Below are 12,436 nucleotides of genomic sequence, written 5' to 3'. Positions count from 1 at the left end.
GGGGAGACGATGCTGAATTCAGATTTGCAAAAGCTGGAGCCGGGCAACCGCATCCGCCTGATTGAGGTAGACGGCACCCGGTTTGGCGCCGATATTCTGCGCTTTCACTGCGATACCCTGCCTTTTACGCCGCAAGAGCTGGCCGCCGCCGGCGGTGATGAAACCAAACTGCCGGCGAAATCGGTCTGGTGGCAGGGGCAGGAGTACGGCCCGTGGCCGTTTAGCGTCGAAGGACTGGAGATCTCCGCCGACAGCCAGGGCAATGCGCCTAAGCTGTCGGTCGCCAATATCAATGGCCTGATCAGCGCGCTCTGCCTGCAGTTTGAGGACATGGCGCAGGCCAAGGTGCGGATCCACGACACGCTGGTACACTACCTTGATGCCCGCAACTTCCCGCAAGGGAACTCTTCGGCCGATCCGCTGCAGGAAAAGCTGCAGGTGTTCTACATCGATCGCAAGGCGACGGAAAGCGACGAAGCGGTGGAGTTCGAACTCTCGAGTCCGGCTGACCTGCGGGGATTGCGCATCCCGACCCGGCAAATCCACAGCCTGTGCACCTGGTGCTCGCGCGGCGGCTATCGCACCGGCAAGGGCTGCGATTACGCCGGTAGCCGTTACTTTGACGACAAGGGCAACCCGGTGGATGACCCGAGCCAGGATCGCTGCGGCGGGCTGTTGAGCGACTGCCAAAAACGCTTTGGCGAGCACGAGCCGCTGCCGTTCGGCGGCTTCCCCGGCGCGGCGTTGATCCGGCAGTAGGGGGCGAGCATGAAAGAAAAAACCGCGGCGGCCATTATGGCCCACGCCAGGGCCGAGTATCCGCGCGAATGCTGCGGTGTGGTGGCGCAAAAGTCCCGCGTGGAGCGCTATTTCCCGTGTCGCAACCTGGCGGACAACCCCACCGAGCAGTTTTATCTGGCGCCGGAAGACTACGTGGCCGCCGCCGAATGGGGCACCATCACCCTTATTGTGCACAGTCACCCGGACGCCACCACGCAGCCGAGTGAATTGGACAAGGCGCAGTGCGACGCGATGGAGTTGCCCTGGGCGATAGCCAGCTGGCCGGAGGGGGATTTACGCACCCTCTTGCCGCGCGGCGAACTGCCGCTGGTGGGCCGCCCGTTCGTGCTGGGGCATACCGATTGTTGGGGGCTGGTCATGAGCTACTACCGGCAGGAGCACGGCATAACGCTTCAGGATTACCGCGTTGATTATCCGTGGTGGGAGCGGGGTGAAAACCGCTATCTGGATAACTGGCATGCCTGCGGCTTTCGCGAGTTCGATGGCCCGCCGCAGCCGGGGGATATGGCGATCATGCAGGTTTCGGCGCCGGTGGCCAACCACGCCGGCATTCTGCTGGCAGATGGCCTGTTGCTGCACCATATGTACGGCATGCTCAGCCAGCGGGTGCCTTATGGTGGGTATTGGAAGGAGCGAACGGTGAAGGTGTTGCGGCACAAAGCGCTGATGTGATGCTATCATTCCACTTTTCAGCTTAAGGAAAAGGGTAATGAAGAAAATAATCTCTGCGCTGGCTTTGTGTTTTATGACTTCTTTTTTTGCTAATGCAACTACACTGGATGCATATCTTAGTCATCATAAAGAAATAGACGAAGATCCAATTCTTGGTGAGTATGTAAGGAAGTGGGCTTGGTTTATGGCATTAATGGATGCTCAGCAAAAATATAATACGGCAGACTCAAAAAAAATTAACGAACTACTTGATGCAAAAGGTGATAGATATGGTGCGTTGAGTATTAGAAAACTTTCAACAGACTGTAAAAATGGAACCACAGCGCTAGGTGGTATTGAACTTAATAAGCGCGAATGTAAAATAATAATAAATAGCGCCCGCAAGTAAATATACAGCCCCATTCTAGTGGGGCTTTTTATTGGAGGTTGTATGGATTTTATTGATATTCCTCTCAGAACCATTCGTTTTCATGGTCCCATGATTAAGGTTTTCGGCCGCGAATTTAAATATCGGGCGCCAACGGTGCCAAAAGCGATCGATGCGATGAAAAATCTGCTTCCAGGCTTTGAACGCTACATGCTTGAAGCGCACAAACGCGGCCTGACATTTTCTATTTTCGTTGGTAAACGCAATGTCGGGCAGGATGAGCTGGAGCTCACCAAAGGGACGGAAGATATTCACCTTGTTCCCGTCGTGATTGGGAGCAAGCGCGCAGGATTATTCCAGACCGTGCTGGGCGTGGCGCTGGTTGCCGTGGCCATGTATGTTTCTGCGGGTGCAGGGACGGGGGCTCTGGGGGCATTTACGGCGGGTGGGGGAACTGGCATGGCGGCGATGGCCGGTGCTTCCATGGCCCTCGGTGGCATTCTCCAAATGCTCTCCCCGCAAATGGGCGGGCTGCGCATGCGGCAAGGCCCGGAAAATAAACCGAGCTATGCCTTTGGCGGGCCGGTCAATACCACGGCGCAGGGCAACCCCGTCGGCGTGCTGTACGGCACGCGTGAAATTGGCGGGGCGATTATCTCCGCGGGCATTTATACCGAAGACCAGCAATAACCATCATCCGTTTGAACAGACAGCCGCAATAGCGGCTTTTTTTATGGGCGAAATATGGCACAGAACATGATCCGTGGGCGAAAAGGCGGCGGCGGTGGCGGCCACACGCCGGTAGAATCGCCGGACAGCATTCAGTCGATCGCCAGAGCGAAGATGTTGTTCGCATTGGGCGAAGGGGAGTTTGCCGGCGGGCTGGATGGCACAAACATTTTTGTTGACGGCACGCCGGTATTGAGCAGCGACGGAACGGAAAACTTTCCCGGTTTCCGCTGGGAATTCCGCCCTGGTTCGCAGGCGCAGGAATATATCCAGGGCATACCCGCCGTTGAGAATGAGATCTCGGTTGGCAGCGAACTGAAAAGCGGCGCGCCGTGGGTGCGTTCCGTCTCGAACCTGCAACTTTCCGCCGTTCGCCTGCGCCTGGGGTGGCCCATGCTGCAAAAGCAAGCGGACAACGGCGACGTCAACGGCTATCGCATCGAGTATGCCATCGACGTGGCGACCGACGGCGGCAGCTACCAGGAGGTGCTAACGGCGGCGATCGACGATAAAACCACCTCGCTGTATGAACGCTCGCACCGCATCAACTTGCCGAAGGCCACCACGGGATGGCAGCTGCGCGTGCGTCGGTTGACGCCTAACGCCAACAGCGCCCGGATCGCCGACCGCATGAACATCGAGGCGCTGACCGAAATCATCGACGCCAAGCTGCGCTACCCGAACACTGCGCTGCTTTACGTGGAGTTCGACTCAAAGCAGTTCCCCAACATCCCGAAGATCAGCTGCAAACCGCGCGGCCGCCTGATCCGCGTGCCGGACAACTACGATCCGCAAACGCGCAGCTATACCGGCATCTGGAGCGGCGGCTTTAAGTGGGCCTACAGCGATAACCCGGCTTGGGTGTTTTACGACATTATTTTGGCCGAGCGCTTTGGCCTGGGCGACCGCATCGACGCTTCCCAGGTCTCCGAGTCCGAGCTGTATCGCATCGCGCAGTATTGCGATCAGCCGGTGCCGGACGGGCGCGGCGGCGAGGGCATGGAGCCGCGCTTTACCTGCAACGTATATTTGCAGTCGCGGGAAGAGGCCTGGACGGTACTGAGCGATTTGGCCGGCATCTTCCGCGGCATGACCTATTGGGGGCAAAACCAAATGGTCGCCCTGGCGGACATGCCGCGCGATATGGACTTCACCTACACCCGCGCCAACGTCATCGACGGCAAGTTTACCTATTCCTCCGCCAGCGAACGTACCCGTTACAGCACCGCGATGGTCAGCTGGTCCGATCCGGGCAACCATTACGCCGATGCGATAGAGGCGGTATTCGACAGCGATCTGGTGCGCCGCTATGACGTGAACCAGACCGAACTGACGGCCATCGGCTGCACCACGCCGAGCGAAGCGAATCGCCGCGGCCGTTGGGCGCTGTTGACCAACAGCAAGGATCGCACGGTCAGTTTCTCCGTGGGGCTGGACGGCATGATCCCCATGCCGGGGCATATCGTCGGCGTGGCGGACCAGATGCTGGCCGGGCGGGTGATTGGCGGGCGCCTCAGCGGCGTGGACGGCCGTAAACTGACGTTGGACAGAAAGCCGGGCGCCAAAGCCGGCGATCGCCTGATCGTCAACCTGCCATCCGGCCGGGCGCAGGCGCGCACCGTGCAGGCGGTGAATGAATGCGTAGTGACCGTCACTACCGCCTACAGCGAGACGCCGGCGCCGGAAGCGGCCTGGTCCATCGACGCGGACGATCTGGCGGTGCAGCTTTACCGCGTGGTGGGCATCGCCGATAACGGCGACAACACCTATACCGTCAACGCCGCGGAACACGATCCGAATAAGTACGCCCGCATCGATACCGGCGCGCGTATCGACGATCGGCCGATTTCCATCATTCCGCCCGGCGTGCAGGCGCCGCCGAAAAACATCGCCATCGACAGCTACTCCTCGGTGAGCCAGGGGATCGCCATTACCACCCTGCGTGCCGCCTGGGGCGCGGTTGAAAATGCCATCGCCTATGAGGCGGAATGGCGCAAAGATAACGGCAACTGGGTGTCGGTACCGCGCACCTCGGCGCTCGGCTTCGAAGTGCCGGGGATTTACGCCGGTCGTTATCGGGTGCGCGTGCGGGCCATCAACGCCAGCAATGTGTCGTCCATCTGGGCGACCTCGATGGAAACCTACCTCAAGGGCAAAGAGGGTAAGCCGCCGATGCCGGTCGGCTTCAAGGCATCGCCTTTGCTGTGGGGCATTCAGCTCGACTGGGCGTTCCCGTCCGGCGCTGAAGATACGCTGAAAACCGAAATTCAGTATGCGGACAACGCCGCCGGAAATAACGCGATGCTGCTGGCCGATATCCCGTACCCGCTGCACACCCACGCCATGACCGGGTTGAAGGCCGGCCAGGCCTTCTGGTTCCGTGCGCGGCTGCAAGACCGCACCGGCAATCAGGGGGACTGGACGGGTTGGGCCGCCGGGCAGGCGAACGCGGACGCCGGCGATTATCTCGAGAACATCGGCGACGATCTCCTGACCGCGAAAGACGGTGAGCGGCTGGTGGGCGATATCGACACCAATATCGACGCCATCTTGCAGAATGCGCTGGCCAACAATGCGACGGTGGATCACCAGTGGGCGCAGTACGGTACGGTGCGCGCCGATATCATGGTGGTGAAAACCACCATCGCGGAGGTCGATCGCGGGCTGGCCGAGATGAAAACCCAGGTGCAGGCGCAGATTGACGACGTCACGGCGGTGCTGGAAGACAAACTGACGGCGACGGTCGACGCCGACGGTGCCACGGCCATCCATACGTTGAAAGCGGGTGTGCGGGTGAACGGTGCCTTCTACAACGCGGGTATGTCGATCGCGGTATTGGCGGAAAACGGCAGGCCGGTCACCACCCGCGTGGGCTTTAACGCCAATCAGTTTGTGCTGATGAGCGGCAACAACAGCAATCAGTATTCGCCGTTTGCCGTGGTGGATGGACAGGTGTTTATTAGCGATGCGTTTATTCGCAATGGCACCATCGATAGCGCCAAGATCGCACAGCATATCCAGTCTTCTAATTGGATAAACGGGCAGCGTGGCTGGGCGATAAATAAAGATGGCGGGGCACAATTCAATAACATTAGCGCCCGTGGAGCTATATATGCCGACACCGGTGAGTTTAAAAATGGCGTAATTGGCAATTGCCGGATCCTCGAGAATTGCTCCATTGAGGGGAAACTTTCCGCCGCGAATATCGAAGGCGCGATCATGGATGGCTCGATGTTAAGCTGGGGGTCAGGATATACAAATGATAGCCGCGCCTTAAAATTTAGTGGTAATAGTGTAATACCAGTTCGTGTGTTTGGACGGATACAGATAACAAGATACGGTTCTCCATATCCTCATTTTTATGGTGGTGTAAGAAAAAACTCAACAAGTGGCAGTTATTTACCTGAGTCGACAGGTAGTTCTGATTCTGGTAAGTCGGTGTCAATTGTTTTTATTGATGAATACCTTGGTAAGGGACAGTCTGTTTTTTGGCAATTGGCCGTTGGGCAGGTAGATCAGTCATCTTCTGCCAGACAGTCAACAAGCTTTTTAGTGGAGCTATTTTCATCGCCTCAGTATACGGCCTTCAGTTTAGATTAGTTAACAGTCATTTATAAAGGAGAGCACTATGCCCGCAGGCACTCTAACCCTAACGAATAATTCCGCCGTAGTGAAAGGTACGGGGACGGCATTCAATACCGAGCTGAAAGCCGGTGATTTCATCGTGAGCGTTGTCGGTGGCGTCACCTATACGCTGCCGGTAAAAACGATTGATAACGCCACTCAGGTAACGCTGGTTAAAGCCTATGACGGCCCGGCTCAGCAAAGTGTTGCCTGGAGTGCCGTGCCGCGTGACACGATGAACGCCATCACCGCCCAACTGGCCACCGAAACGGCGAAAGCCTTGCGTGGGTTGAATTTCGATAAAGAGAACTGGCAACAGGTCTTCAGCAGTAGCGGAAACATTACGGTGACGTTACCTGACGGCAGCACTTACACCGGCCCTGCCTGGAATAGTTTTACCGCTGCATTGAATTTGAAGGCGGATAAAACAGAAGTCGATAAAAAGGCCAATAAAAGCGACCTCGGTAACTCGGCGTCCCGTGATGTTGGTACTACCGCAAACACTGTGGCCGCTGGAAACGATAATCGCCTGGGTACTATCAATGGGAAAACTGGTGGATTGATAAACGGGATAGTAAAAACTCAAGGGGTTAATGGAATTGTCGTTGATGCGTGCACTGCCATTGGTTGGGATGGTTCTACCGGTATAAGTGAACTTGTCAATAACCGAGGCGTAGGTACTGGCGGGTTTAGATACCGGATAGCCAATCAGGCTGGCGGGTTGGTTACTCAGTTTGAAATGCGCCAAGATGGTTCTTTCGCCGCACCTCTTGGATCATACTCCGTTGCTGGACGAGTACGGGCATTTTCCGCAATTGGTAATGGTTATCTTGAAGTATCAATTGATGGTTCTCAGAAGGGAATAAATTTCTTTGATTCAGACGAAACAATCAAAGAAAAAATTAATCCCGTAGAACCGGGTGCTGCATCGGCGGTGATACGTCAAATTCGTCCAGTGTCATACAAATTTAAAGATACTACTTATGACGGCGGGGTAACTATAGGTGCTACGCATGATTTCGGTGTGATTGCGCAGGAAGTCGAGAAAATATTACCTAATGGTGTTACGACATTATCCGATGGAAAAAAATCTCTTAATCCACTTGAGCTTTTTGGCCTTTTATTGACAGCGAATAAGGAAATGCTGGAAAGAATAGATCGCCAAGATGAATTAATTAACTTGCTAATGGGGAAATAAATAATGGTGTTAGTCAGCGGGGTGTTAAAGGGGCCTTACGGTGATTCTCGTTCTGGCGTAACTATTACGATGCGCTCAGTGAAAACATCATCCACGGTGTTAAATTTGGCAAAGTCGCAATCTGTCACCGATGATACGGGCCGGTATTCGCTTAATGTAGAGCCTGGTGCCTACGAGGTAATTGTATCTGTCTACGGTGCTCAACCAGAGCGTGTAGGCACAATAGAGGTTTATACCGACTCCCTCCCCGGTACGCTCAATGATTTCCTGCGGCGTCCAGGTGAAAGCGACATCACACCTGAGATTGTGCAAACCGTCGATCGCCTGCGCGCCGAAGCCGCGTTGTCCGCTGATAAATCAGCGGCCTCGGCAAAGGCTGCAAAAGTTAGTGAAAACAATGCGGCGGCTACGCTAGCAAGTGCGTTAAAGCCTGGGGATTATGGGATAGGTGGGAAGGGGGTAAATACTGGGTGGGATATAGCGCTTTCTTCAGCGAAGGGGCAGTTTTTAACTGCGGGAAATACCGCGACAAACGATGGCCCAGCCCCCACTACCTCGGCGTTTATGGGGATCAATATAGCGCATACATCGCTTGCTAACTATGCGTTTCAGATTGCATCTCGCGGGAATTTTGGTCTGCATTACAGAACGAATGAAAACGGCACTGTAGCACCGTGGGCCAGGGTTTGGGACACCAGAAATACAACCGTTGACGCCAATGGCTTCATCAAAAAAGCGTCTCCGATCGCCAGGTTGTCTGGCGCGCCGGAAAAGATGGCTGATGACTACCTGGACGACTTTGCACTGTCAGGCTATGCGGCTGTTAACAGTGAGGCTGCGGGGGTATCTGCTGAACGTGTTTCAGTTGGCGTTTACAAAGTCACCGGCGCGTTAGGTTTTGCGGAAGAGGGCTGGACGATCGAAGTACCGCAGGACGCGAACGGTAACCGCCTGTGCTTTGTGGAAACCGCCACCGACAGCGACGGCGTGATTACGGTGAAAATCAGCAAACGTCGTTTTGACATCAGTAGCGCAACGATCGTGGCCGGCGAGGCGATGGATATCCCTGAAGGGCGCTGGATCGATCTGCGCCTCACCATGCCGGTGCATGAAGCGGTGGAAGTGTTGCCGCCAGAGGCGCTGGTATCAAACGATGAAACGCCATCGGAAACCAACGCGGCTTCATAAATAAAGTGGATGCCAGGTAAATAATGCCGGTGCAGTAGGTTTCTGGCCGCCTATTGCATCGGCGCCGGCATTATCACCGATAGGCTCGGGCAGAACGACTGCCCGTTCTGCGATGCAGGGTTCCCGCTGGGTGGGAGTCTTCTCCCTGCGAATCCCGTTTTTCCCCGTCAAATATCCGTGACCAGCCACTGATCCGCTTCTTCGAACATATCTTCCAACATTCGGTTCAGCTTCTCACGATCGCTTTTGCTGGCGTCGGAGTTCAGGCCGTTGGCCTGCATCGGTTTTACGCGCACTTCGGCTTCAGGAAACAGCGCATGCACGCGTTTTTCCAGCTCGTTGCGAATAATCTCGGCGGCGTTGGGTAGCCCAGCGACGTTGCGCTTGTCGTACACTAATTCTACAAACATGACTCACCTGTAAATACTGATTTAATGTACAGTATTCTGGCCTGAGGAAGGCGGGTTGGCAAGAGTGGGAAAGCAATTTTGCATGAGGCGTTCATTCTTGCTTGCGCTACGGGGGGCTAAGCCTGCCGCAGAATCATTTTCTTACGTTTGGCCAGTGGCCTGCATTTTCCCCGCTCACTTCGCGCGTGAATCTTCAAAGGGCGTGATCATTCCCGCAGCCTGCATTTTTCACCCTTAAAAATCAATACGTAAGGCAGGCGGTGGCGTCGGGCCGGGGCTCCCTGGTGTTGGAGGCCCGGCGCCACCTTTCTGGTCGCCGTTCTTGGCATAATGTTGCTCAACGCAGGTATGCGCCGGAACTCAGTGCTACGGGCGCTGATGCCGCGTCTTCGCGTTCTGATGGAGAAAAAATCCCGAGTGTTGGGCAATAGTCGCTCTATGAGCGCTGAATAAGGCATTCATCTCATTTCGTTTAAAATTAAACCGGGATGCGGTTTGCTCTCCAGGTGGGCTTTCTTGCACTAAATTGCTGCGAGGTTAATGATCAGTATTTTAGGTTTCTCCCGCGGCAGCTATGGCGTGAATGCGATGAAGATATCCCGGGCGTTGTCAAGCGCCTCTGAAGCTTGATGAACGGGATATGAGTTAGCCTGCTTAGATAGTTTTTTATAAGTAAAATGAATCATTTCAATAAAAACCAGTCACGTTCATCAAGAACGATGATTTGCAATAAAATCATTTTATTACAATAGGTTTTTTGTGTTTTTCGTCCGTCGCTCGCCCAGGATTATTGTCATGGCCACCTTTTAAGTGGTTTAATGTTTTTAATTCACTTTAATGACGCTAAAGTATAGGTTTAAAACATTATAATGCAACCAAACAACATTAAAATATCAGAAGAAAATGGTATGTCATTGAAAATGATAGGCGAAAACCTCACTTACCTCATGCGCATGCACGGGATTGACGCCAGTCGGTTGAGCAGCGAAACAGGGATAGGTATTGCGACCATCAATAATCTGAGGAAAGGGGTGGGGAATCCCACGATCGCCACGCTTGCATCCATTGGTGAATTTTTCAGCGTAAAAGTAGGGGAGCTGACTGACAAGGATTTAAGCGTCACAGGGGAGGCCAAACACAATGTGAGATCGCTGCCGCTCATTAGCTACAGCGATGTAGAGCGTTTTCTGGCCAACACGATCAGAACGGCAGATACCTATACGACAGAAGTCGATGACATGACGGACGATTCGCTGTTTGTGGCAGAGATAACGAATAATTCACTGTCGCCTGAATTAGACCGTGGAACGTATTGTGTGATCTCCCTCAAGGAGCCATTTTGTGATGGGGATATCGTCCTGGTTAAGCTGAAAAATTACCCAATATGCTTAAGGCGAGTTTTTGTTTCTGACGACGACTTGTTGTTTACAAATATCTCATTAGATTCAGATAGCAGCGTGAAGTCCTATAGCGATTATGCGATCGTCGGTGTTCTATTGAAAACGATAAAGAGGCTGAAATAAATGGATTTATTTAACATAATGAGAAGGCTAAGAAAAATATACTCTCCCAGTTACCTCTATACGTTAGATCGCAGTGTGATCCGAACGGCGGATGGATATTGGCTTTTCAAAGAGTTTGGCACCCATACTTTCGTGAAAAAAAACTGGGCGCAACTCATCGAGGGCGATTTTCTCAGGCACGTTAACCCGAAAGACATCGCTTTTATCGCCGAGACCGAGTCTAAAATAAAAATCGCCTCGGCCAAACTGTCGATTCATGAAGAAAAAAGAAACTGTATGTGGACGTTGAAAAACGACGTTGACTCGATATCAATATCAGGGGCGGATTTCCTAAAGGATCGCGATCTTGTCGACAAAACCGAGTCCTTGGATGCGACGAAAATAGCCTTTTATGCCGGGGTAAAAGAAGGCAGAGCACTCTCTGCCTCTTTGAAAAATACAAAGAAAATCGACAAGTCTAAAAAAACAATACTGACGTTGATTAAATAAACCAGGGTTCGACGTGAATATGCTCATCGAACGTAATTACGCTGAAAGCCGAGTTGTCTATGCTGCTGACATCGCTTGTGCCGTTTTTCCATTGCGAACAAATTGCCGGGGAAACAGAGATTAAGGTTTCCCCCAGCTTTCTTTGGAATAACGTATGCGCATGGCCTGAGCCGATAAACTTAACGTTTAATCGTTGGCAGAGGCTCAATAGCTCCTCAGCATTGTTTAACATACAGCTATCAACAAGGGGCGTGCCTACCGGAATAGGGTGATGATGCAAGAAGACGGCGACCTTTTTATTGCCACTTGCGACGATGGCTTTTTCAAGCGTGTCGAGCGCATGCGTCGAGACCCTGCCGAAATCTTCGTTATCAACCACCGAGTCGATGCTGAGCATGCACCATTCGTCATCTTCAAACGAGTTTATATCGTAGATGCCACCCTGCTTACGGGCTGCATCGTCCAGGTTCTTTTTGTTGTCGTGGTTGCCTGGGAAAAAATAGAAAGGTAAGGAAGTGCGGTTCATTATCTTAAAGAAGCGCTCATAAGAGGGGATATCGCCATCATGAGAGATGTCACCCGTCACAATGATCAAGTCGGCATTGATTTTATCGGCATTGGCATTAATGAAGTCAATGGCCCTGTCGAAATTAGCAAGATGCTTCGAAGCCAGCGCGCTTTCATTAGGCATAATATGTATGTCGCTAATCTGAATTACTTTCATGCTAGACCCTGTTGATATTACTTAAATGGATTGTATGAGGTGCCCCAATCATAGTGATCGGTGTTTTCTATCTTCTTCACCCACTCGACTAAGGCGATGGCGAGCGGCAGCAAGACAATGGAGACGACAACTTTATAAGACCAGGTTGTACTTATGATGTTAACCAACTCCATGAAGGTATATTTTCCTGAAAGACTGATCGGATAGGCTGTCAGCAACAGGGCGGCCTGTGTAGACATGGAGCCCACAATATATCGGATAAAGAAGTATTTGCCGGAGAAGATAATCTTCATCTTTGAAATAATAAAACCATTGACGAAATAAGCGACCGGAACGGACACCCAGGTACCGATCATGACTCGCCAGAATTCGTGGTACAAAGAATAATAGTGCGTGGCGATATCGTTGTTTTCTGGCTGAATAACGGCTGAGAGATTAAGTATGATGACATATAAGCTTTGACAGAAGACCATGATCCATATTGCTCTGACCGACAATTTATAGCCGTAAACCTCAGTAAGCAATGTGGAGATCAAGAAACACAGGGAGAATACAATGCCGCTGGCCGTTATTTTAAAACCATAGATATCAAAGACCTTATAAACCAACGTGTCGCAGGTGATCATAATGGTCACCGTCAGGCCAACAAAAAGGCCATAGAGCTTGAGATTTCCTTGCATTTTTATTCCTTATTTAGTCCGTGTTCTTCTG

The 12,436-nt window shown here is 52.7% G+C and carries 12 protein-coding genes; 9 read left to right on the top strand and 3 right to left on the bottom strand.

The window, feature by feature from the left end:
- Positions 1-9 precede the first annotated feature (9 nt).
- From QOL81_RS05585 to QOL81_RS05555, 7 genes are read left to right on the top strand one after another with little or no spacing between them, the layout of a single operon-like run.
- Entirely contained in the window at positions 10-759 is a 750-nt protein-coding gene (locus tag QOL81_RS05585; RefSeq protein WP_047730874.1) for a phage minor tail protein L, read from the top strand.
- 9 nt (positions 760-768) lie between these two features.
- Positions 769-1,473 carry a C40 family peptidase gene (locus QOL81_RS05580; RefSeq protein WP_283439718.1) on the top strand — a complete coding sequence of 235 codons (705 nt, stop codon included), beginning with the start codon at positions 769-771 and terminating at the stop codon, positions 1,471-1,473.
- A 37-nt stretch (positions 1,474-1,510) separates the two neighbouring features.
- The gene (locus tag QOL81_RS05575) at positions 1,511-1,861 is read left to right on the top strand and encodes a hypothetical protein (protein WP_154618175.1); all 351 of its coding nucleotides are present in this window, start codon (positions 1,511-1,513) and stop codon (positions 1,859-1,861) included.
- Positions 1,862-1,903: 42 nt separating this feature from the next.
- A complete protein-coding gene (locus QOL81_RS05570) occupies positions 1,904-2,530 on the top strand; it encodes a tail assembly protein (protein ID WP_060420117.1) in 627 nt (208 codons plus the stop codon).
- Positions 2,531-2,584: 54 nt separating this feature from the next.
- Entirely contained in the window at positions 2,585-6,169 is a 3,585-nt protein-coding gene (locus QOL81_RS05565) for a TipJ family phage tail tip protein (RefSeq protein WP_070915348.1), read from the top strand.
- Between the two features lie 28 nt (positions 6,170-6,197).
- Entirely contained in the window at positions 6,198-7,391 is a 1,194-nt protein-coding gene (locus QOL81_RS05560; protein ID WP_060420129.1) for a tail fiber domain-containing protein, read from the top strand.
- Positions 7,392-7,394: 3 nt separating this feature from the next.
- Positions 7,395-8,579, top strand: a complete 1,185-nt coding sequence (locus tag QOL81_RS05555; protein ID WP_283439717.1) for a phage tail fiber protein — start codon at positions 7,395-7,397, stop codon at positions 8,577-8,579.
- 167 nt (positions 8,580-8,746) lie between these two features.
- Here QOL81_RS05555 and QOL81_RS05550 read toward each other — a convergent pair whose 3' ends face one another.
- Positions 8,747-8,989, bottom strand: a complete 243-nt coding sequence (locus QOL81_RS05550; protein ID WP_060420138.1) for a DinI family protein — start codon at positions 8,987-8,989, stop codon at positions 8,747-8,749.
- Between the two features lie 869 nt (positions 8,990-9,858).
- Between QOL81_RS05550 and QOL81_RS05545 the strand changes: the two genes are divergently transcribed.
- On the top strand, positions 9,859-10,512 hold the full coding sequence (locus QOL81_RS05545) for a helix-turn-helix domain-containing protein (RefSeq protein ID WP_070914523.1): 654 nt from the start codon (positions 9,859-9,861) through the stop codon (positions 10,510-10,512).
- Positions 10,513-11,001 carry an ATP synthase subunit B family protein gene (locus tag QOL81_RS05540; protein WP_197826850.1) on the top strand — a complete coding sequence of 163 codons (489 nt, stop codon included), beginning with the start codon at positions 10,513-10,515 and terminating at the stop codon, positions 10,999-11,001.
- On the opposite strand, the gene QOL81_RS05535 is transcribed toward QOL81_RS05540, so the two are convergent.
- Both QOL81_RS05535 and QOL81_RS05530 read right to left on the bottom strand, forming a co-directional pair.
- The gene (locus QOL81_RS05535; protein WP_197826852.1) at positions 10,994-11,725 is read right to left on the bottom strand and encodes a metallophosphoesterase family protein; all 732 of its coding nucleotides are present in this window, start codon (positions 11,723-11,725) and stop codon (positions 10,994-10,996) included. The two genes, QOL81_RS05540 and QOL81_RS05535, sit on opposite strands and share 8 nt — an antisense overlap.
- A 17-nt stretch (positions 11,726-11,742) precedes the next feature.
- Positions 11,743-12,405 (bottom strand): VUT family protein, encoded by a 663-nt coding sequence (locus QOL81_RS05530; protein WP_025303625.1) that lies wholly within the window; start codon positions 12,403-12,405, stop codon positions 11,743-11,745.
- Positions 12,406-12,436 lie beyond the last annotated feature (31 nt).

Source organism: Serratia sp. CC22-02 (assembly GCF_900182895.1).
Classification (GTDB): Bacteria; Pseudomonadota; Gammaproteobacteria; order Enterobacterales; family Enterobacteriaceae; genus Serratia; species Serratia nevei.
Note: the sequence above shows the minus strand (reverse complement) of the source record. Positions and strands in the feature narration are given on the sequence as shown.

Coding starts and splice junctions, on each gene's coding strand:
- QOL81_RS05570 (WP_060420117.1), top strand. CDS start 1,904: ATGGATTTTATTGATATTCCTCTCAGAACCATTCGTTTTCATGGTCCC.
- QOL81_RS05575 (WP_154618175.1), top strand. CDS start 1,511: ATGAAGAAAATAATCTCTGCGCTGGCTTTGTGTTTTATGACTTCTTTT.
- QOL81_RS05565 (WP_070915348.1), top strand. CDS start 2,585: ATGGCACAGAACATGATCCGTGGGCGAAAAGGCGGCGGCGGTGGCGGC.
- QOL81_RS05555 (WP_283439717.1), top strand. CDS start 7,395: ATGGTGTTAGTCAGCGGGGTGTTAAAGGGGCCTTACGGTGATTCTCGT.
- QOL81_RS05545 (WP_070914523.1), top strand. CDS start 9,859: ATGCAACCAAACAACATTAAAATATCAGAAGAAAATGGTATGTCATTG.
- QOL81_RS05550 (WP_060420138.1), bottom strand. CDS start 8,989: ATGTTTGTAGAATTAGTGTACGACAAGCGCAACGTCGCTGGGCTACCC.
- QOL81_RS05540 (WP_197826850.1), top strand. CDS start 10,513: ATGGATTTATTTAACATAATGAGAAGGCTAAGAAAAATATACTCTCCC.
- QOL81_RS05535 (WP_197826852.1), bottom strand. CDS start 11,725: ATGAAAGTAATTCAGATTAGCGACATACATATTATGCCTAATGAAAGC.
- QOL81_RS05580 (WP_283439718.1), top strand. CDS start 769: ATGAAAGAAAAAACCGCGGCGGCCATTATGGCCCACGCCAGGGCCGAG.
- QOL81_RS05585 (WP_047730874.1), top strand. CDS start 10: ATGCTGAATTCAGATTTGCAAAAGCTGGAGCCGGGCAACCGCATCCGC.
- QOL81_RS05530 (WP_025303625.1), bottom strand. CDS start 12,405: ATGCAAGGAAATCTCAAGCTCTATGGCCTTTTTGTTGGCCTGACGGTG.
- QOL81_RS05560 (WP_060420129.1), top strand. CDS start 6,198: ATGCCCGCAGGCACTCTAACCCTAACGAATAATTCCGCCGTAGTGAAA.